The organism is Candidatus Accumulibacter phosphatis (genome assembly GCF_012939955.1).
GTDB classification, from domain to species: Bacteria; Pseudomonadota; Gammaproteobacteria; order Burkholderiales; family Rhodocyclaceae; genus Accumulibacter; species Accumulibacter delftensis.
Genome location: NZ_SPMY01000019.1, coordinates 58,791 through 79,188, shown reverse-complemented (window position 1 = coordinate 79,188; position 20,398 = coordinate 58,791). Strand labels below are relative to the sequence as shown.

The 20,398-nt window shown below is 63.2% G+C and carries 15 protein-coding genes; 9 read left to right on the top strand and 6 right to left on the bottom strand.

The genetic code is table 11. From position 1 onward, the window contains the following. Window positions 1-8 precede the first annotated feature (8 nt). The 3 genes from E4Q23_RS07250 to E4Q23_RS07240 all read right to left on the bottom strand — a co-directional run bounded on the left by E4Q23_RS07250 (window position 9) and on the right by E4Q23_RS07240 (window position 4,134). Window positions 9-1,910 (bottom strand): propionate--CoA ligase, encoded by a 1,902-nt coding sequence (locus E4Q23_RS07250; RefSeq protein ID WP_169066015.1) that lies wholly within the window; start codon window positions 1,908-1,910, stop codon window positions 9-11. 71 nt (window positions 1,911-1,981) lie between these two features. After that, on the bottom strand, window positions 1,982-3,124 hold the full coding sequence (locus E4Q23_RS07245; RefSeq protein WP_169066014.1) for a diguanylate cyclase domain-containing protein: 1,143 nt from the start codon (window positions 3,122-3,124) through the stop codon (window positions 1,982-1,984). A 14-nt stretch (window positions 3,125-3,138) separates the two neighbouring features. After that, on the bottom strand, window positions 3,139-4,134 hold the full coding sequence (locus tag E4Q23_RS07240; RefSeq protein ID WP_169066013.1) for an oxidoreductase: 996 nt from the start codon (window positions 4,132-4,134) through the stop codon (window positions 3,139-3,141). Window positions 4,135-4,522: 388 nt separating this feature from the next. Here E4Q23_RS07240 and E4Q23_RS07235 point away from each other — a divergent pair, with 388 nt between their 5' ends. Next, a complete protein-coding gene (locus E4Q23_RS07235) occupies window positions 4,523-5,071 on the top strand; it encodes a C40 family peptidase (RefSeq protein ID WP_169066012.1) in 549 nt (182 codons plus the stop codon). 270 nt (window positions 5,072-5,341) lie between these two features. Here E4Q23_RS07235 and E4Q23_RS07230 read toward each other — a convergent pair whose 3' ends face one another. After that, window positions 5,342-6,763, bottom strand: a complete 1,422-nt coding sequence (locus E4Q23_RS07230; RefSeq protein WP_248595294.1) for a carbohydrate porin — start codon at window positions 6,761-6,763, stop codon at window positions 5,342-5,344. 293 nt (window positions 6,764-7,056) lie between these two features. On the opposite strand from E4Q23_RS07230, the gene E4Q23_RS07225 reads away from it, so the two are divergent. Beyond that, complete coding sequence (locus E4Q23_RS07225) at window positions 7,057-8,088, top strand: extracellular solute-binding protein (protein ID WP_169066011.1); 1,032 nt, start codon at window positions 7,057-7,059, stop codon at window positions 8,086-8,088. A 57-nt stretch (window positions 8,089-8,145) separates the two neighbouring features. Here the strand turns inward: E4Q23_RS07225 and E4Q23_RS07220 are convergent, their stop codons facing one another. Continuing rightward, complete coding sequence (locus tag E4Q23_RS07220) at window positions 8,146-9,780, bottom strand: ABC transporter permease (RefSeq protein ID WP_169066010.1); 1,635 nt, start codon at window positions 9,778-9,780, stop codon at window positions 8,146-8,148. Between the two features lie 209 nt (window positions 9,781-9,989). Between E4Q23_RS07220 and E4Q23_RS07215 the strand changes: the two genes are divergently transcribed. The 7 genes from E4Q23_RS07215 to E4Q23_RS07185 are packed head-to-tail and all read left to right on the top strand — an operon-like array spanning window position 9,990 to window position 17,963. Continuing rightward, complete coding sequence (locus tag E4Q23_RS07215) at window positions 9,990-11,099, top strand: ABC transporter ATP-binding protein (protein WP_169066009.1); 1,110 nt, start codon at window positions 9,990-9,992, stop codon at window positions 11,097-11,099. Next, window positions 11,096-11,803, top strand: a complete 708-nt coding sequence (gene aat / locus E4Q23_RS07210; RefSeq protein ID WP_169066008.1) for a leucyl/phenylalanyl-tRNA--protein transferase — start codon at window positions 11,096-11,098, stop codon at window positions 11,801-11,803. The genes E4Q23_RS07215 and aat overlap by 4 nt, the downstream gene beginning before the upstream one ends. Window positions 11,804-11,807: 4 nt before the next feature. Beyond that, complete coding sequence (locus E4Q23_RS07205) at window positions 11,808-12,551, top strand: arginyltransferase (RefSeq protein WP_169066007.1); 744 nt, start codon at window positions 11,808-11,810, stop codon at window positions 12,549-12,551. A 55-nt stretch (window positions 12,552-12,606) separates the two neighbouring features. Then, complete coding sequence (locus E4Q23_RS07200) at window positions 12,607-15,168, top strand: tetratricopeptide repeat protein (RefSeq protein WP_169066006.1); 2,562 nt, start codon at window positions 12,607-12,609, stop codon at window positions 15,166-15,168. Then, window positions 15,161-15,451 carry a J domain-containing protein gene (locus E4Q23_RS07195; protein ID WP_248595293.1) on the top strand — a complete coding sequence of 97 codons (291 nt, stop codon included), beginning with the start codon at window positions 15,161-15,163 and terminating at the stop codon, window positions 15,449-15,451. The genes E4Q23_RS07200 and E4Q23_RS07195 overlap by 8 nt, the downstream gene beginning before the upstream one ends. A gap of 14 nt (window positions 15,452-15,465) precedes the next feature. Next, window positions 15,466-16,206, top strand: coding sequence for a nucleotide exchange factor GrpE (locus tag E4Q23_RS07190; RefSeq protein ID WP_169066004.1), 741 nt, complete (start codon window positions 15,466-15,468; stop codon window positions 16,204-16,206). After that, window positions 16,203-17,963, top strand: a complete 1,761-nt coding sequence (locus tag E4Q23_RS07185; protein WP_169066003.1) for an Hsp70 family protein — start codon at window positions 16,203-16,205, stop codon at window positions 17,961-17,963. Before E4Q23_RS07190 ends, E4Q23_RS07185 begins: the two co-directional genes overlap by 4 nt. 397 nt (window positions 17,964-18,360) lie before the next feature. Here E4Q23_RS07185 and E4Q23_RS07180 read toward each other — a convergent pair whose 3' ends face one another. Then, complete coding sequence (locus tag E4Q23_RS07180) at window positions 18,361-19,938, bottom strand: hypothetical protein (RefSeq protein WP_169066002.1); 1,578 nt, start codon at window positions 19,936-19,938, stop codon at window positions 18,361-18,363. Window positions 19,939-20,398: the final 460 nt, after the last annotated feature.

The window sequence follows — 20,398 nt, the reverse complement described above, 5'->3', positions numbered from 1 at the left end:
CCGCGGCCTCAAGCCTGGGCGGCGCTCAGTGCCTTTTGCAGCTGTTCGAGGGCCAGGGGATCCTCGATGGTCGTCAGATCGCCCGGGTCGCGACCTTCGGCGAGGGCCTGGATCGTCCGCCGCAGCAGCTTGCCCGAACGGGTCTTGGGCAGCACGCTGAGGAAGTGCACGTGACTCGGGCGAGCGATCGCACCGAGGCTGGCGTCCACCTGCTTCATCACCGCCTTTTCTAGCGCAGCTACCAGCTCTGGCGTGGCGATGCTGTCGGCGCTCTTGACCACCGCGAAAGCCATCGGCATCTGACCCTTGAGCTTGTCGGCAACACCGACGACGGCAACTTCGGCAATCGCCGGATGTCCCTGGATGGCTTCTTCGATCTCGCGCGTCCCCAGACGGTGGCCGGCAACGTTGATCACGTCATCGGTACGGCCGAGGATGTAGTGATAGCCTTCCTTGTCGGCGATACCCCAGTCGAACGACGAGTAGACCTGCGGCTCGCGGAAGAGCGTGAAGTAGGTCGACACGAAGCGCGCGTCGTCGCCCCAGACGGTCGACAGGCAGCCCGGCGGTAGCGGGGGCAGGATGCCGACGATGCCTTTTTCATCCGGATCGCAGATCGTGCCGTCTTCGCGGAAGATCTTGAGGTTGTAGCCATAGACCGGGAAGCTCGGCGTGCCGTAGCGGATTTCGGTCTTCTCGACACCAGGCATGGCCGACAGCATCGGCCAGCCGCTTTCGGTCTGCCAGTAGTTGTCGATCACCGGCAGGCCGAGTTCGCCCATCAGCCACTCGTGCGTCGGCTGGTCGAGAGGCTCGCCGGCCAGGAACAGGTGCTTGAGCGTCGACAGGTCGTACTTGTGCATGTACTCGGTGTCGTGCTTCTTGAGCACCCGTGCCGCCGTTGGCGCCGAGAACATGACGCTGACCTTGTATTTCTCGACGATCTGCCACCAGATGCCGGGATCGGGACGCAGCGGCGTGCCTTCGTACATGATAGTGGCCATGCCGGCGAGCAGCGGACCATAGACGATGTAGGAGTGGCCGACGACCCAGCCGATGTCGGAGGTGGCGAAAAAGGTCTCGCCGGCTTCGCCGCAGAAGATGTTCTTGATCGACGCGGCCAGGGCGACGGCGTAGCCACCCGTGTCACGCTGCACGCCCTTCGGCTTGCCGGTGGTTCCGGAGGTATAGAGGATGTAGGACGGCTCGGAGGACTCCAGCCAGACGATCGGCACGTCGGTGTCCATGACCTTGGCGCGTTCGGTCGCATAGTCTACGTCGCGACCGGCGACCTTGTTGAAGCCCTTGTCGATGCCACGATCGATCATCAGCACTTTCGCCGGCTTCTTTTCGGCCAGGGAAATCGCCTCGTCGAGCAGGCCCTTGTAGGGGACGGCCTTGCCGCCGCGCATGCCGGCATCGGAAGAGACGATCAGTGCCGGCGTTGCATCGTCGATGCGGGTGGCCAGCGAACCGGAGGCAAAGCCACCGAAAACGACCGAATGGATGGCGCCGATGCGCGCACAGGCGAGCATCGCGAAGGCCGCTTCAGCGACCATCGGCATGTAGATCAGAACGCGGTCGCCCTTGCCGACGCCGAGGTTTTGCATGATCGCTGCCATGCGCATCACTTCGGCTTTCAAGTCGGCGAAGGAATAGACCACTTCCTGGTCGGTTTCGGTCGAGATGAAGACCAGCGCGCGGTCGTTCGGTCGCGTGGCGGCGTGCCGATCGACGGCGTTGTAGCAAAGATTGGTTTCGCCTCCGACGAACCACTTGGCGAACGGTGGCCGGGAAAAATCGAGTACCTGGCTGAACGGCGTGTGCCAGTCGATGAGTTTGGCCTCTTCTCCCCAGAAAGCGTCCGGATTGTCGATTGATTTCTTGTGAAACTCTTGGATTGTCGTCATGAGACTCCCTCGTGCAAAATTTAAACCACGTGCTGCAGTGGAAACTACGCCTGCCGGGTGTCTTGGAGCGCCTAATGCTCCCGGTCAAGCGTCCTTTTTCGGAGCTCTGCCAAAGGCAGACCCAACTTCAATTCCCTTTCCAGTAGTTCCAGGAAGGGCAGTACTTCTTTGCTCAAGTGCAGGAGATGCGGGATCACCGCGTTCTCGTGTCCGGCCTTGATTAGGTCGATGGCATGGCCTAGGCGTGGCGCTGGTTGCTGGCTCAACGGTTTTTCGCCGCAGGCGACGACGCGATTGCCACCCGCCTGTTGCGCCGTCTTGAGGCGCTGAGCGGCCAGGGTGAGCAAGGACGACGCTGAGTTTAGACGATCAACCGGGGTATTTGCCACCCCGACGCTGACCGACAAATCGAGGCGTTTGCCGTGCACCGCGATATTAGCCACCGCGAAGGCCTCGCGAAGGCGATTGGCGAAGGCTTCGCAGGCCGGGTAGGGGGTGCCCGGCGAAACCACGGCCAGATCGCTGCCGGAGTAGTGGCCGAGGCTGTCCTCCTTGCGCACCTTGGTGAATAGCATACTTGCGAAACGTTTGTGCAACTCTTTGACCAGATCTTCACCGTGCTCGTCGCGCAGTGCGTCGAAGCGGTCGAAGCCCATGATCAGAATGCTCACCGGGCTCTCGTGGCGCAGGGCATACGAGATTGCCTGCGCCGCATGAACTTCGAGGCGCTGGCGGGTGGGTAGTCCGGTATCGGGGTGCTGGGTGTCGCGTTCCGGATGTTCGCGGAGGACGTTCTGCGCCTGGGCCAGGCGCAGTGCCGAGTCGATGCGCGCCAGCAGTTCGCTGGCGTCGATGTCGCTGGCGATGAAGTCGGAGGCGCCGAGCGCGCGGGCGCGCACATTGGCCTCCTCATCGTTGCTGGCGACCATCAGCACCGGAATTTGACGCAGGCGGGCCAGCCTCGACGAGCGCAGTCGCGCCAGCAGACCGTCGCTATCGAGTAGCGGTATTGATATCGACACGGCGCAGATCACCAGCTGCAGCGAATGATCGATGACCAGCGCCTGCCAGCCGCCTTCACCATCGCCTTCCTCGCGGAAGTCGTACTGGTCGCGGATGAGCTGGACGAGCTGGGTGCGGACGTTTCGCGATTCATCGACAATCAGGATGCGAGGCCGTTGCTGCGGGGTGTCCATCGCGGTGGGCGCTGGCAATCAAGGCCGGGGCGTCAAGTGCCGCCCACAGCGACCACTACCCTGCCATGCGCACGACCCTTGAGGAAGTCGTCGAAGACCTTGGGCAGTTCGTCGAAAGCGATGCAGCGCGTCATCGACTGCAGATGCTGCGGGCGCAGGTCGCTGGCCAGACGCTGCCAGAGGCTGCTGCGGTACGGCTCGCCAATGTAGCCGGAATCGATTCCCAGCAGGCAGGCGCCGCGCAGGATGAAAGGCATTACTGTCGTGTTCAGTGACGGGCTGGCTGCCAGACCGATGCTGGCGATCGTTCCGCCCTGTTTCATGGTGCTGACGATCCAGGCGAGAACCTCGCCGCCGAGGTTATCAACGGCACCAGCCCAGAGCGTCTTGTCGAGGGGCCTGATGCGCGACAGGTCGAGCGTCGAACGGAGCATCACTGCTGCCGCGCCCAGGCTTTTGAGGTAGTCGACTTCGCTTTCCTTGCCGGTCAGTGCCGTGACCTGATAACCACGCCGGGCCAGCATGTCCACCGCCAGACTGCCGACGCCCCCGCTGGCCCCGGTGACGATCAGCGGACCCTTGCTCGGTTGGAGACCGTTTTCCTCCATGCGCACAATTCCCAGCGCCGCCGTGAAGCCCGCGGTACCCAGGGCCATCGCTTCGTACAGCGATAGGCCGGTGGGCAGGGGGACGACCCATTGCGCGGGCACCCTGGCGTATTCGGCATAACCACCGTGGTGCGCAACGCCGATGTCGAAGCTGGTGGCAATCACCGCATCGCCGACGCTGAAGCGCGCGTCGCTGCTCGCGGCGACGGTTCCCGAGAGGTCTATGCCGCCAACGCAGGGGTAGCGGCGGATGATGCGGCCGGCGCCGGTTGCCGCCAGCGCGTCCTTGAAATTAACGCTCGAGTAGGCGACCTTGATCGTTACTTCGCCCGCATCCAGTTGCGCTTCCTCGAGCTTGACGAAGTCGCTTTTGGTGACACCTTCCTGTTCATCGATCAGATACGCTTTGAAGGGACTCATGCAGGCTCCGTACGTTGGATTGGATGGGGTTGAGCACAAGGAGTCGAGCACAACGGGAGTCTAGCGAAACGCGGGGCGAAGCTGCCGCCTCGTTGACCGTCGGGACAGTCGGCGATTATAAACACAAAGCCCAGCACCTTTGCGCGCCAACGCGCGTCATCGCCGTTGCCAGAATTAGAGTCTTCGACGCGGGTGCCAGCGAGACAAGGAATATAGCGCGTTTGTTCCCTTGCTCGTATGTGCAGTGCAGCATTGCCACGAGGCTGATTTTTATTGGATATCTCATTTAAGTGAGTCGCTTGCAGTGCTTGTTTCGATCGGTTTCTGGGATAGCTGCGGTTCAATTGGGGGTTTACAGTGTGACTTTTTTCACATAAATTCCGCCTCTATGCTCAAAAAACACCTTCTCGCCTCCCTTTTCGCTGCCGCGCTGATGGCTTTCCCAGCGGTCCTCCCAGGAAGTGCCGGCTCGGTTTACGCCACCGAATTGCACAGGATTGCCGAGGACGCGTCGTTCTTCGAGCGCTACACCAACAGCGCTCAAGACCTGATTCTCAAGGGCCTCGAGCTGATCGGCATCAACTATCGCATGGGCGGCACCAATCCCGATGTCGGCCTGGACTGCAGCGGTCTGGTGCAAGTGGTTTTCAAGGAGGCGATCGGCATGTTGCTGCCGCGCACGGCCAGAGAACAGAGCCAGGTGGGTGCGGTGATCGGCCGCCAGGAGCTGAAAGCCGGAGACCTTGTTTTCTTCAACACCATGCGGAGCGCGTTCTCGCACGTCGGCATCTATCTCGGTGACAACCGCTTCCTGCACGCGCCGCGCTCCGGTGCCGAAGTGCGTATCGAGGATATGCGCCAGAGTTACTGGATCAACCGCTACAACGGCGCCCGTCGCTTGCTGGCTCGCGAGGAGCAGAAAAGCCTCGCTCAGTAACCGGTTATGACCGTCCCCCCTGGCCCTTCGTCCGCGAGGAGAGAAGGGCGACTCCTGAGTTGCGTAGGCGACTTTCAGATTAGGGGTGGTAAGCCGGAACCCCAGAAAATTCGGTCAGTTTAGTGTGTAGTGCTGCATTCTTGATCAGACTTTCCGAAACCATTTCCCGCAGCGACTTGTAGCGCCGCATTTACAATTCCCGACGAGGCCTTCGTTCATGGGTGGGGATCTGTAGCAGGCATGTGTTGCCCGGCGCCTTGGCGGCGGTGCTCAAAATGCCAGCTGCAGACGGGCGCCGGCAACGGTGGAGTCGGGTAGCGAAAGCCCGGGATTGAAAATGCGCTGGATCAGCGGTTGCACGATCACGCCGCGTGCGAGCTGGGCCTGGTAGGTTACTTCAACGACGGTTTCCGCAGTAGACGACAGCGGCGTGCCAAGATCGGCGGCCAGCAGTTCACGTCCCTGCAGGCCGACGTGTGCGCGCGTTGCTGCGATGCCGAAGATGTCGTCTTCACGGCCAGCGAGCACGCCCTGCCAGGCGATACCGGCGCTGACCGAATAGTCGATGTTGTTGGTCTTGCCGTCGGTAAGGCCGTAGCGAACGAAGGCCGTCAAGTTGCGATTCGAGTCGGGGACACGATAAAGGGTCTGTTCGCCGAGAATGTAGGCACCCCAGTGCGTCGTGGTCTTGGCATCGCCCGCCGCGTTGACCGCCACCAGCTCCGGGAACTGCGGCGTGAAACGCCAGGCGCCAAGGGCGAGCTTGCTGATGGGTTCGAAGCCACCCGCGTGGCTGGCGGCCGGAGCTGACGCACCGAGCGTCACGCCCAGTTCGGCCGGACGCAGGCCGACTTCACCGATGACCATGCTGCCGCTGCCCTGTTGCCAGCTGATGTTGGGGCCGGCAGTCGCTGCACGCTCGGTCGTAACGCCGCGGGTGACGGCCAGCATGGCGTACCAGGCAGGGTCCGGATCGATCCGCAGGCGGGCGCCCCAGGTGCTGGTCGGGTAGATCGTAGGGCCTGCCAGGGTGCCGAAATCACCGGCTTCGGCGGACATCCCGAACGACGGATGCAGAAAAACGCCCGACGAATCGGTAACGTAGAACTCGGAGTCGATGGGGTAAAGGCCAAGCCGCAGCGAGCCCTTGTCGTCGGGGAAGGACTGCTGCAGCCAGGCCTGGAAGATGCCGCTACGGTTGACCGGAGCTTCGATGTTGTCAATGCCCATCAGGCTACCGACGTAGTTGAGATTGACGCGTTGGCCGCTGTTGCTGATCAACTGCAGGTACGCCGATCCGCCCTGCCAGCCGAGCAGCTTCTCACCGTCGACTTGCAGGATCAGGTCGACATGACCCATGTAGCCGCCGCCGCGTTTGAAGCCACCACTATTGTTACGGAGGTAGTCAGCGGTGTAGAGAAGCTCGAGCTCGGCACCTTTGTCGTACAGGCGCTGACGGGCACCGCCCCAGTCGCCGGTGAGGGTGCTTTCCTGCCAGTTCGGCGCAGCGACATCGGCGCTCGCGATGGAAGTCATCTCGTGCGCCGGCCCGCCCTCGCTCTGCCGGATTTCGCCTGCCCTTGAGGACGCGCCGGGGTCGTCCCCGGCGGCAGCATGCACAGGCGAAGCTTGAGTGAAAAGGACAGTGAGCAACAATGCGCTGCGCGCGGCGCCGAATGTGTACTTGGACATCAACATCCCTCTTCCAAAAAAAGTGAGCGAGTGCCTGCCTCGCGGAGCATGACCGTTGTCAAAGCTGCCCTAGCGCAGCAAGGGCCCAAAGGAATGGGTTTGCAATGTACATGAGAAGCATTCGCGTTACCATGGTTTGGCTGAACTTTTCCATGGTTAGGAATGATGGATCGTCAAACGGCCCGAATCTCACAGCTGTAAATGCGAAGAATTCGCATTTACAGCAAGCTCTGCGCTTGTTAATATCCGTTGCTAACAAGAGTTATTCGCATCTCAAGCAATGGAGGTATGACATGAAAGTTCTGTTTTCGCGTTCGCTGTTGACTCTCGCGGTGGTTGTCGCTGCCTTCGGCAGCAGCGTCAGCCAGGCCGAGGACAAAGTGCTGAATCTTTATTCGGCGCGGCACTATCAGACCGATGAAGCCTTGTACCAGGGTTTCACCGAGCAGACCGGAATCACCATCAAGCGAATCGAGGGCAAGGAAGACGAACTGCTCGAACGGATCAGGAACGAGGGCGCCTACAGCCCGGCGGATATCCTGCTCACCGTCGATGCCGCGCGGCTCGCCGCCGCGCACGAACTGGGACTCTTTGCGCCGCTGAGCTCGCCGCTTCTCGAGGCGCGTATTCCGGCCAATCTGCGCACCGTCGACTGGTTTTCGTTCTCGACGCGTGCGCGCGTCATCGTCTATGCCAAAGGCGTCGTCAAGCCCGAGGAAGTGCAGACTTATGGCGACCTGGCCAATCCTCGCCTGAAGGGAAAGATCTGCTCGCGTTCGGGCTCGCATCCCTACAACCTGTCACTGATGGCGTCGATCATCGCCCATCAGGGCGAGGCCAAGGCCGAGCAATGGGCGAAGGGCATGGTGGCCAATTTCGCGCGCGCGCCGAAAGGTGGGGATACCGATCAGATCCGGGCGGTGGCTGCTGGCGAATGCGCGGTGGCGGTCGCCAATACCTACTATCTGGCGCGCCTGATGCGTTCGGACAAGCCCGAGGACCGCACGACGATGGACAAGATCGGCGTCGTCTGGCCTGACCAGCAGAGCTATGGGGCACACATCAACGTCTCCGGTGGCGGGATTCTCAAGCATGCACCGCACAAGGAAGCAGCGCTCAAGTTCCTCGAGTATCTGGCCAGCGACCAGGCGCAGCGCTATTTCGCCGATGGTAACAACGAGTGGCCGGTGGTGGTCGGGATCAAGATCGACAATCCGGCGCTGACTGCGCTCGGCAAGTTCAAGGCCGACCCGCTGCCGGTCGGCTCGCTGGCGATGTATCGTGCCAAGGCGCAGATGATCTTCGATCAGGTGGGGTATCGCTGATTGCCTGATTGCGTTAGAGCGCTAATTTCGCTGCTCGCGCCGATCGCCGCAGCGGCGTCAGCGACGGCGGCGTGAAATCTGGCGTGACAGCGCGATGAGCGGTAGCAGTCCAACGACGACGATGGCCAGCGACGCGCTGGCTGCTTCGGCGAGCCGTTCGTCTGCGGCCAGCGTATAGGCCTGCGTGGCCAGGGTGTCGAAGTCGAAAGGGCGCATCACCAGCGTCGCCGGCAACTCTTTCATGACGTCGACGAAGACCAGCAAGCTGGCGGTGAACAGGCTGCTGCGCAGGATCGGCAGGTGCACCCGGCGCAGCGTTGCGCCCTGACCGAGGCCCAGGCTGCGCGCCGCATCGTCCATGTTCGGGGTGATTTTTGCCAGGCTGCTGCTCACCGCCTGCAAGGCGACGGCCAGAAAGCGCACCAGATAGGCGTAGATCAGCGCCGCGATTCCGCCCGTGAGCAGCAGGCCGGGGTTGGCGCCGAACCAGTCTTGCCACTGGCCGGCCAGCCAGATGTCGAGGCGGCTGACCGGGATCAGGACACCGACGGCGATGACTGAACCGGGGACGGCGTAGCCGAGGCTGACCAGGCGGTTGAGGGCGCGCGCCAGTAGCCCTTTCGAGAGGCGTGCGCCGTAGGCGAGCAATACCGCCAGCGACACGGCGATGATTGCGGTCAGGCCGGCGAGCACGAAGCTGTTGCGCACCATGACGAAGAAATGTTCGCCAAAGCGCGCCTCGCCGTTGGCCAGCGCCAGGCGCAGCAAGAGGTAGGCTGGCAACAGGAAGCCGATGGTCAGCGGCAGCGCACACACTGCGCTGGCCAGCCAGCCGCGCCAGCCCGACAAGTGCTGGCTAGTGCGTGGCCGGTTGCGTGCGGTGGTGTCGTAGAAGCGCGAGCGGCCGCGGGAGACCCGCTCGATGGCCAGCAGTAGCATCACGAAGCCGAGCAGCGCCGCCGCCAGTTGCGCTGCGGCAATGCGATCACCCAGCGAGAACCAGGCACGATAGATGCCGGTGGTGAAGGTCTGCACGCCGAAATAGGAGACCGTCCCGTAATCGGCGAGCGTTTCCATCAGTGCCAGCGCGGCGCCGGCCGCGACGGCCGGCCGGGCCAGTGGCAGCGAGACGCGAAAGAAACTGCGCCAGGGCCCGAGACCGAGTGTGCGCGAGGCTTCGAGCATGCCGCTGGCACGCTCGATGAAAGCCGTGCGGGTGAGCAGATAGACGTAGGGATAAAGAACGAAGACGAACATGGTGACGGCGCCGCCCAGGCTGCGCACTTCCGGAAACCAGTAGTCGGCCTTGCTCCAGCCGAAGTACTCGCGCAGGAAAGTCTGCAGGGGGCCGACAAACTGCAGGAAATCGGTGTACACGTAGGCCAGAACGTAGGCCGGCATGGCCAGTGGCAAGACCAGCGCCCACTCGAAGACGCGCCGACCGGGAAATGAATGCATGGTCGTCAGCCAGGCTGTGCTGACGCCGAGGACGACCACCCCCACCCCGACCGTCAGGCACAGTACCAGGGTGTTGGCGATGTAGTCCGGCAGCACGGTCGCTGCCAGGTGCGACCAGGTCGTTCCGGTACCGCCGCTGAGGATGTTGGTCAGCACGCTGGCCACCGGCAGGCCGACCAGGGCGGCGACGGTGGCAGAAACGACGAGCAGGGGATTGAGCGGTGAGCGGATCATGATTCAAGTGCGTAAATGAGAATTATAATTGACAAGCAGCCTTGCTCCTTGCTGCTTCACGTCCTGGCTGACGTCGGCAGGAACTGAGCAGCTGGGGTCCGCCGCCCACCGAGTCACCGAGTCACCGAGTCACCGAATCACCGAATCACCGAATCACCGAATCACCGAATCACCGAATCACCGACTCATCCACTCCTCACCAGGCTTCGATGGCCCATCTCGAACTCGAAGGAATCGTCCAGCGCTTCGGCTCGCATACCGTCGTCGATGGCGTCGGCTTCAGTGTCGAAACCGGCAGCATCGCCTGCCTGCTCGGACCCTCGGGCTGCGGCAAGACGACGCTGCTGCGCTGCATCGCCGGCTTTGAAGCGATCGCTGCCGGTGAGATTCGCGTGCAGGGCAGGGCCGTCAGTCGCGCCGGTTGGCGGCTGCCGCCGGAGAAGCGTGAGATCGGCATGGTTTTTCAAGACTACGCGCTGTTTCCGCACCTGACGGTGGCGGCCAACGTCGCTTTCGGTCTCGCTGGCGTGGCCGCCGAGCAGCGTCAAGAGCGCGCCGCCGAGCTTCTGACCACCGTTGGCCTCGCTGGCCAGGGCGGCAAATACCCGCATGAACTCTCGGGAGGGCAGCAGCAGCGGGTGGCGCTGGCCCGCGCGCTGGCGCCACAACCGCAGTTGCTGCTCCTCGACGAACCGTTCTCCAATCTCGATGTAGGTCTGCGCGAGCGCCTGTCGCTCGAAGTGCGTGACATTCTCAAGAGCCAGAACATTACCGCGGTGCTGGTCACCCACGATCAGCACGAAGCCTTTGCCATGGCCGACGAGGTGGGCGTCATGGCCGCCGGCATCATTCAGCAATGGGATAGTCCGTATCGCCTGTACCATCAGCCGGTCAACCGCTTTGTCGCCGATTTTGTTGGGCAGGGGGTGTTCATGGCTGGCAGAGTCATCGATGAACGGCACGTAGAGGTCGAGCTCGGCATTCTCGAATCGCGTTTGCCGCTCGAATGCAGCCAGGGTTGCGCTGCCTGTGGTCAGGGTTGTGGCGTCGAAGTGCTGCTACGTCCCGACGACATCGTTCACGACGACCGCAGCGAACTGCTCGCCGAAGTCCGGCTCAAGGCTTTTCGTGGCGCGGAAATCCTCTATACCTTGAAGCTCGCCAGTGGCGTTGAAGTCCTGTCGCTGGTTCCTTCGCATCACAACCATGCCCTTGGCGAGCTGATCGGCATCCGCCTCGACGTTGACCACGTCGTCGCCTTCAAGACGCCGATGCAAAGCGTCGTGCCCATCGCACAGAGCATTCCGTTGCCTCGATGATTCCCTGGCTCGAAGGCAAAGCCCCCTTTCCGCCACTGGAACGGGCGCTGCACGAGCCCAACGGCCTGCTCTGTGCGGGTGGCGACCTGTCGCCGCAACGCCTCCTCAACGCCTACCAACATGGCATTTTCCCCTGGTACGCGAGCGGCGAACCGATCCTCTGGTGGAGCCCGGATCCGCGTATGGTGCTTGACCCTGGGGACTTCCGCATCTCGCGCTCCCTGCGCCGTCGCCTGCGTGCCGGTCGCTACGAGGTGAAACTGGACAGTGACTTCCCGGCGGTCATCCGCGCCTGCGCAGAAGCGCCGCGCGACGGTCAGGACGGCACCTGGATTTCCCGCGAAATGCAGCACGCCTACTGGCAGCTGGCGCAACTTGGTTTCGCGCACTCGGTCGAGACGTGGATCGATGGCCAGCTGGTGGGCGGTCTCTACGGAATGGCTATCGGGCGCATGTTCTACGGAGAATCGATGTTCGCGCTGGCCACCGATGCTTCCAAGATTGCCGCCGCACACCTCGCGCGTTTCCTTGAGGGTGAGGGATACGGCCTGATAGATTGCCAGATGAAAACCGCGCACCTGGCGTCTCTGGGCGCGCGCGAAATCCCGCGTGCCGATTTCATGGCCCGTTTGCGCGCGCTGGTCGCCGTGCCGTGGCAGCCGGGTCGATGGCCGGCCGACGGCGCCAACCAACCCTGGAATTAGTTGCATGGCGCGCCTCAATGACTCGGAACTGCCGTTCTCCCTGCTGCAGTTCTACTCGACGGCCCCTTACACCTGCAGCTACCTGGCGGGTGAGCGGGCGCGTTCGCAGGTCGCCGCGCCAAGCCATCTGATCAGCACCGAGATTTACGGCGAACTCGTGCGTAGCGGTTTTCGACGTAGCGGCCTGTTCACCTACCGGCCGAAGTGCGACCACTGTCAGGCCTGCATCCCGGTACGCATTCCGGTTGATCTGTTCCAGCCCAACCGCAGCCAGCGCCGCAGTGTGCACAGGCACGCGCGCCTGCAGGCGCGCGAACTGCCACTGTGCTTCAATGAGCAGCACTATCAGCTTTACCTGCGTTACCAGGCGGCGCGGCACGCCGGTGGCGGCATGGACGAGGACAGCCACGACCAGTACGCGCATTTCCTGCTGCAGAGTCGCGTTGACACTCGCCTCATCGAATTCACCGAAAACGGCGTCCTGCGCATGGTGAGTATCCTGGACGTGCTCAACGACGGCCTTTCGTCGGTCTACACCTTCTACGATCCGGATCTTTCCCCTGCCAGTTTTGGCACTTACAACATCGTCTGGCAAATCAGCCAGTGTGCGGCCAACAAGCTTCCTTATCTGTACCTGGGTTACTGGATCCGTGACAGCCGGAAAATGGCTTACAAGGCCAACTTCAAGTCCATTGAGGGCCTGTTCGACCGGCAGTGGGTGGATCTGCGCGCGCGCCTGGGGGCCTAATCGGGCGCGTTCTTGGGATAAAATTCCTGCCGTCGCTTCACTCTCAGCTGAATCCATGTCTGTGTCCCGCAAGAAGAGAACTCCTGCCTCGCGCGTCCGTCAAGCGGTACTCGCTGAGCCGCTGACGCCGGAGGCTCAGGCCGCGAAGACGCTTGCGGCGGGCCAGTATCGCCAGGCGATAGAGCTATACAAGACCTTGCTGAAGCAGGAGCGCAGGAGCGAGTGGGTCGACGGTCTGGCCGCCAGCTATGCTGGCCGCGCTGGCGAGCTGGCCGCCAAGGGCATGCTCTCCGAAGCGCTGGTGGTATGGCGGAATCGCACCAGCCTGTGCGATCGGCCGCTGGCAGAAGGCCCCTACGTCGAGTGGTTGCTGCGCGCAGGCGAGCATGCTGCTGCGCTGCGCTTGCTGGTCACCAGCGCTGATCTCTCGCCGTCGGCTATCGCCGAGCTTGAAACACGGCTGGCAGCGGTGGTCTTGACTGCGCCCGCCGAAGCGCTGGCGCAACTCGCCGCCGACAGTCCACTATCCCGTCATCGTGCGCTCGCCCTGGCGGCCATCGCCGCCTGCGCTCGTGGCGACCAACTGGCGCTTGAGGAGCAGCTGCGCGCGATACCCTTTCGCTCGCCATACCGCGATCTCCGCTATCTCCTGAAATCCCTGCTGTTGCTTACCGAGGAGCCGACGCAGGCCGCCGAACTGAGCGCCCGCGTCGCTGCGGGAGGCCCTTTCGAAAGCCTGGCGGCGGTCGTTCGTGCGGCGCTACTTACGGGTAGTCGCTGGCTTGCCGCGCTGCCGGCTCTCGATGACCAGGGGCGGCAGTTGCTGCTGGACCTGAAGGGCTGTCCGCAAAGCCGGCGTTCCCTGCTGCTCAATGTGGCGACCATGGCGACGCTCGATTCCGCACCGTCGCCAGGCAGGGTGCTCGAGCTGTTGCTGCACCGCCAGGGCGGCGTGCCGGCCAGCGCAGCGACCCTCTGCCGCCGCCTGTTGCCGTTCGCGGACAGACGAGTGCCCGACTACGAGAGTACTTTCGGCCCGCTGGCCGAAGAGGAGCGCGAGTGCCTGGCGGCGCTGACCGCGGAACTGCACGGCGAGCTGCCACTGAGCAAGGCGCACTGGTTACGTGCTGCGGGATTGCTGTCCGCGCCGGAGAAGGCGCCGCTGCAGGCGGCGCTGATCCTGCGTCATCTGGTTGAATTGTTTGCCGACGATGGCCGCGGCAAGGGTATGTCTGCGCAGTGCCGTGACTGGCTGGAGCGTAGTCTGGCACTTGACCCGGCTGACGTCGGCACGCAGCTGAAGCTGATCCAGAGCCATCGGCAGGCTGGCGACTTGCGGGCGGCGCGTACCGCCGTCGACCAGGCGCTGGCGCACTTTGCCACGGACCCGGCGGTGCTCCTCGAAGCGGTCGAAACGGCTCTCGCCGGCAGCGCGTTCAAGAAAGCGGTGGCTCTGGCGAAGCGCGTACTGGCGCTCGACCCGATCAATTCCCGGGTGCGCGCCTTGATTGCTCAGGCGCACCTCTCGCACGCACGCAAACAGATTCGCGCGCGACGACCGGAGGCCGCGGGGAAGGAGCTCGACCTGGCAGAGCAGTGGCTGACTGCGGCGAGCGAGAAAAGTGTCGTCAAGCTCCTGCGCGGCCTGAGTGCGACCGATGCGCAGGCGAGCGGGCTGCTGCACGAAGCGGTGGCCGAATTCGGCGGCAATCTCCTGGCGGCTTTCCACGTCTTGCTCGAAGGCGCTCGCCTCGGTGCTCAGCTGACACCTACGCTGCGTCGTGCCGGTATCAAACTGTCGGCGGCGACGACGGCGCGCGAAGTGCTGGCCGTGGTGCATGCCATCAACGCGCTGTGTGAAGTCGGGCCGCGAACTTTGGCCGCCGTTCTGGACGAGTTGCGCGCACCCTTGCGGGGTGCTGCGCGTCATGACTTCAGCGAATCCGAAAGGATTTCGATTTGCGAAGCACTGCTGCGCCGGAACGAGCGCTCCTTGCTGCAGGCCTACGCTGACGCCGGCCGGAAGCGCTGGCCCGAGCGGCCGATCTTCGTTTATTTCCACGTTTTCGCCCGCCACGGTTCCGCGGCCTACTTGTTGATATCCTTAGACGAAGGCATGGCGCTCGAGGAAGCCCTGGACAAGGCGCGCGAAGAAGGCGATCAACGCACCGCGCTACGCATTCGCGAGTTGCTGTCACCGCCGCCGGCGAAGTTCGACGACGAGGATGCAGACGATTTCGACGATTTCGGAGATCTGGACGAGTTGGGCGAAGCCTTCGCCAAGGTGGAAAAAACGTTGTTCACCAATCCACGCGCAGCCCTGGAAATGCTGTTCGAGATGGCCGGCGAAGAAGCAACCATCAACATGGCCCGCGCGGTTTTCCCGGCTAGTGAGTTTAGTAAAATGGAGCGTGCCGCGGGTGGGAATCGCAAGAAACTGGCGCGCTTGTTGATCGAGAGCGTCGCCGAAGAAATTCGGCCTGTCGCCGGGAGTGTTCAGCCTGACCCGCAGCCGCAGCCGCAGCCGCAGCCTCCTCTCGCGCCACCTTCCCCCGTTGCCCCGAAAGCGAAACCGCCGGTTCACGATGACCGGCAGAGAGACCTGTTCGATGATTGATCCCTACCGCATCCTTGGCGTCGAGATGGGTGCCAACGACGAGACGATTCGAGCTGCGTACCTGGCGGCGATTCGTGAATCGCCTCCCGAGCGCGACCGCCAGCGCTTCGAGAGCGTACGCGCAGCCTACGAGGCGATTTCCGACCATCGCCGACGCCTGGCACACCAGCTCTTCGACCGTTCATCGCCAAGCGTAGACGACGTGCTGCACGCGCTCAGCAGCGACTTCGCGCCTGCTCTCCCGAGTGAGCAGCGTGTGCTGCGCGTGCTGGGGGCGAAATGACGGCAATGACGCCAGTGCTGACTGACCTACAGACGCTAGCGCCAACGGCCCTCGCTGGCCAGGAAAGAGAGCGCGTGGAGCGTCTGGTCGAGGAGTTTCGTGCCTACCTGGAGGACGCCGCGCAGCTGCCTGAGCCGGGCGATGCGTGGGACGGTGATGACTTGGAGAGCACGGCGCCAGCGGTCGACCTGAGCACTCTACTCGCCGAAATGGCGGTGCTCAAGAACGAACTGCGTCTGCAATCGCGTCAGTTCAAGAATACGCTAGACGAGTTGCGCTGCTTCGGCAACGATCTGCGCGCGCATAGCGAGCGGCTGCAAGAGGAACTCGAGCGTGCGCGCGAGCAGGCGGCCTCGATCCAGGGGCAGACCACACGGCAGTTCCTGCTCGCCTTGATCGACCTGCGCGACCGCCTGCAGAGTGGCGTGGACGCCGCGCGGCGACCGCCGTCATCGTTTCTCGAGCGCCTGCTTCCTGGTCCGACGCGTCTTGCCGCCAGCCTGGCCGAGGGGCAGCGCCTGACCCTGCAACGCCTCGACGAGCTGCTTGCCGGCCATCGCGTACGGCCCATCCGGGTCGTCGGCGAAACGCTTGATCCGCAACGGATGCGCGTTGTCGGTCTCGAAGCCGCTACGGGGTCGGCCGCGATCCCCGACGGTAGCGTTGTGCGTGAAGTTCAACGCGGATTTTTCCACGACGGCGAGCTGCTGCGCATCGCCGAAGTCATTGTCAGCAAGAAAGCGAACAGAACATGACAGAAACCATTATCGGCATTGATCTGGGGACCACCAACTCCGAGGTGGCCATCGTCCGCGACGGGCGCGTCGAGGTCATCGAGGTGGCTCCGGGGGTCCGCATTCTCCCTTCGGTGGTCGGTGTCGCCGATGACGGGACTCTGCTGGTTGGCGAAGCCGCACGCAACCAATACGTCTTGCATCCCGAGCGCAGCGTACGTTCAATCAAGCGCCGTATGGGCGAACTGGACGCCGTGCAAATGGCTGGCAAGGACTACAGTGCGCAGGAAATCTCGGCGATGATCCTGCGCCGCTTGCGCGAGATTGCCGAGGCCCATACCGGCGAAACGCTCACCAGGGCGGTGATTACGGTGCCCGCGTATTTCTCCGATGCGCAGCGCCAGGCGACGCGCGAGGCGGGCGAGATTGCCGGCCTGGAGGTGATGCGCATCATCAACGAGCCGACCGCCGCCGCGCTGGCCTACGAAAGCTGTCACAGTGGTGCGCGCAAGGCGCTGGTCTATGACCTCGGCGGCGGCACTTTCGACGTCTCGGTGGTGAATCTGGAAAGCGATGTCGTCGAGGTGCTCGCCAGTCACGGCAACAATCACCTGGGTGGCGACGATTTCGATGAGAAGCTCGTCAGCTTTGCGGTCGAGCACCTGCGCACGAAGAACACGATCGACGTTCGTGACAACGCGGTGGCCATGGCTCGCCTGCAGCGCGCCGCCGAAACGGCCAAGATCACCTTGTCGGAGCAGCCGTATGCCAGCTTGAGCGAGGAGTATCTGTCCGAGAAGGACGGCGTGCCGGTTCACTTGTCGCTCGAGATTTCGCGCTCCGACTACGAGGACATGATCGAGCCTTTTGTCGCCGAGACCCTCGCCGCGGTGCATGTGGCGCTCAGTGGTGCCGGATTGACGGTCAGCGAGATCAACGAGATCCTGCTCGTCGGCGGCGCTACTCGCACGCCACTGGTGCAGCGCCGACTGGAAGAGGAGCTGGGTCTGCAGCCTCGCGCAGAGGTTGATCCCGATCTCTGCGTCGCCATGGGCGCCGCCATTCAGGCGGCGGTGATTGCTGGTGCGCAGGCACCGACGGTGCTCGTCGACGTCACTCCTTACACCTTCGGCACCAGTGCCATGGGGCCTTTCAACGGTGAAATGTATCCCTACTGCTTCGTGCCCTTGATCCGCAAGAACACGCCGATTCCCGTCTCGCGGAGCGAGGGCTTCGGCACCCTTTTCGATGGCCAGACCAGGGCCGAGATCAACGTCTACCAGGGCGAAGATCCCGATGCGCTGAACAATATCGCGATCGGGCGCTTCATGATCGAGGGGCTACGCGACGCCCCCGCCGGTAATCCGCTGATTACCACCTTCTCGCTGGATGTGAACGGCATCCTGCAGGTGACTTCGCGCGAGAAGGAAAGCGGCCTGGTGCATTCGATTACCATCGACAAGGCCATCAGCGCCTTCTCTGGCGACAAGTTGCTGGCCGCACGCGAACGGATCGACGAGCTGTTTGGTGAGCAGGAGGCGGCGGAGCGCCCCGGCGGGGCCGATGCTGCGGGCACTGCCGATGGTCGGCGACTGCGCATTGAAGCAACGGCGCTAATCGAAAAAGCCGAGCGCCTGCTGACCACGGCGGCCGCCGAAGATGCCGAGGACCTGGTGAACGCCATCGAGGCGGTCAAGGATGGCCTTGGCGGATCCGCGGACGAGCTGAAAACGCCTACCGATGCGCTGGCCGATCTCCTCTATTACCTCGATGCCTGAACATCTCGAGCGCTGTCCGGCGTGCCGTGCGCGCCTGACTGAGGCCGCCACCTGTTCCCGTTGTGGCTGTGATTTTTCGCTGCTGCGGCAAGCCGAGCTTGCGGCCGCTCGCCGCCTCGCGCAAGCCGCGTGTTTGCTGGTCGGCGGCGACAGGGCCGCCGCGGGCAGGCAGGTCGACGCCGCTTTGGCACTACAGAGAAGTGGGCTTGCGCAGGCTATCCAGGCCTTTCTGGCTGGCGCGCCGCCGCTTCACCGGAAGCGGCACGCGGAGGAGGGTGCCCGCTTCCCGGCGCTAGGTGGCGAAGTCCTTCCGCCTGGATTTATGACCGAGCCTTGCAGCGAGTGATGTTTCGGCAGGTGTAAGGCCTGCCAAACCGGCTCGGGAGCTCGCTTGCCGCTAGGCGGGATCGCCGCCGTTGGCACTTGCCGCTGTTCGACTGCTGGATGTGCTGAGTGTGCTGGGTGTGTCCTCGGTGGCGAGCACTTCGAACAAGGTCGCCATGCCCTTGGCGGCATGTTCGAGGGCTTTCGCATCCTCTTCGGTGACGCTGCCAGGGGCCGCCTGGAGACCTTGAGAAATGTCGAGAACACGCTCGCCATGCTGCAGCAGGCGGCTGCGAATGGCGTTGAGTAGCTGTAGTTTGGCGATGCCGGCGCTGCGTAGATCGTGCATCGCTTCGTCCTTTTCCTCGTCGCTGTTCGCGCCAGCCAACTCGCGTCGCGCGTTGACTTCGGCCATTGCTTCCTTCCACCAGCGCATGAAGGTCGCCCGGTGCTCGACCAGTGAGTTCAGTGATTCCCCCATGGCGTTTATTTCGTCGCGTCCACCCTTCACCGTCGGGACGCGGTGGCTGGGACTGCCGTAGGCCAGGTCGTCGAGCAGTCCGGCCATCAACTGAATGCGGCGCACGACGCGCCGGGTGATCACTACCGCCAAGAGTGCGCCGAGAGCGATGGCGCAGCCGACGACGATCAGACTGAGCCGCGCGCTGGCCTCCGACGATTCGGTAATTTCCACGACGCGGCGGGCCATCATCTGATTGGCCTGGTCCGCGTTCTGCTTTACCAGCGGCGCGACAAGATCGGCGGCAGCACTCATCTCGCGGCTCAGGATAGCGATGCTGGCCCTTTGCGCGACCAGGGCCAGAAAGCCCTCTTGATAATCTTGCAGTAGCCCGAGCAGCAGCGACTTGTCGGCCTCGGCGATCAGCGAAGCGGTGATCTGCGCGCGAATGGCGTCGGCGATTTCGACCACCATCGGCGGGTAAGACTCATCGCCGCGCAGCAGGAAGTCCTTCTCGCGTCGTCGGAGCTGCAGGACGCTGGTTTCAAGCTTGGGCACGTGATAGGCATTCAGGATGGCTTCGATGCGGTGCGCTGCGTCGCGGAACGGCCCCTTGCCGCCGCTGACGTTGCCGCCCTTGAGGGCGCTTTCGGCGTAGGGTTCGAAGCTCGTCGCATATACCGTGAGCTCGGCCAGCAGTTTCTGGCTGACCGCGTCCTGACGTTCGGCGGTCTCCAGCAGCTGGCGAAACTCGGCGATCAGGCGGCGAACCTGTTCGCGGTAGGCAGGGTCCTGCCGCAAGGCCAGATCCTTCTCGCTACGGCGAATCTGCAGTAGCAGGGTGTACAGGCGGTCGACGTTGTAATTGGCCGCAAGCTCCTGCAGGTGATGCACCTTTTTGCGGAAGGTGCCCTGTAGTCCGGAGTCCTCGTCCAGTCCCATGATCCGCCAGGCGTCGGCGACGGCGTGGAAATCTTCCTGATAGCTGCTCAGCAGGCCCTGCAGGGACGCTGCGGTTTGTCGGGAGTCCGGGTCGACCGCGGCCAGCGCCGCCACCTTGTCGTTCAGCGCCTGCAAGTGCTTGTCGGTTTCTTCCACCAAGGCTTCCCGGTGCTCGATGAGGAAGCCTTTCTCGGCGTCACGTACGGCCGCCAGTTCGATCTCGATCTCCAGCGCCAGCGATTTTCGCACTTCAAAAACCTGTAGTTGCCGGTAGTCGCCGAGCACAGTAGCCAGCGTCTGATGGTAGTGCCAGGCGACGCCGACAAAAAAGGAGGCCGATGACGACGAAGCCGAGGCCGATTTTTTTCGCCGATGCGTAGTCCGCTGAAGAACCTGTCCACCCCCCGCCTCCTTGGCTTATGGCTTAATGTGAAAGTCGCGCAAGCGACTCACGAAACTCCCTTCTCCACTCGCGGGAGAAGGGGCAGGGGAAGAGGGAAAACGGTCATGGCTTTCTCATCATCAGGGGTGTCTCGACATGTCATGACCGTTAGTCCGGGCGCGTAGGGGCAGTCAGCCCGCTAGAATGTCATCCGTGCCCGCGCGTGCTGGGTAAGCAATCGGCAGATGGTACGTCGCCTTTGTGTCGAAAGCATGACGGTCGGTGTTGCAGCGCGCGAAATAGTCAAACAGCACTGGCCGGCACGCG